General features: G+C 40.2%; 1 protein-coding gene. It reads left to right on the forward strand.

What is annotated here, in order from left to right:
- Positions 1 to 273: Sec-independent protein translocase subunit TatA/TatB (locus HC175_RS16720; RefSeq protein WP_168139496.1), on the forward strand; the 273-nt coding region annotated here is incomplete at its 5' end.
- Between the last annotated feature and the right edge of the window lie 299 nt (positions 274 to 572).

Here is a 572-nt window from a genome sequence, read left to right on the forward strand (position 1 = left end):
CTTCCTCTTTTTATCAGTGGTGCCGAGATGGCGTTCATCATGTTCGTGCTGGTGATGGTCTTTGGTGCAGATAAAATTCCGGAAATCGCCCGCGGATTAGGGAAAGGGATGCGTAGCATCAAAAATGCCACCAACGACATTAAGTCCGAAGTCATGCGATCTGCAGAAAAACACGGGATGGACACTTCCATGGGGAATGACGTGAAGAAGGAGATCGACAAGGTCAAGGAAGAGATCGAGGAGATCACAGGATCGGTGAAACGAAGATTTTAGCCTCACCCCCGCCTCTATCTTAATGCAAGCACCAAAAAACAAGTACCAAATTCCAAGATTGGTTAATCAGTTAATAGGTGATTAGTTAATTGGATGTTTCTAATATTTTCTCAAAAGATTTTAATGCATAAGATTTCTTGATATTTGGCTAAGGGTCAGCAGTTTCTCTAAAAGATAATCTAACTTTGTAGTTCATTTTGTTTATCTCAATACTCAAATCTCAAATCTCAATACTAAAAGATGCATTTTTTGCCACAAGCCATAGATGATTACGTAGTTCAACACTCCGCTAAAGAACC

It is taken from the genome of Salinimicrobium oceani (genome assembly GCF_012037645.1).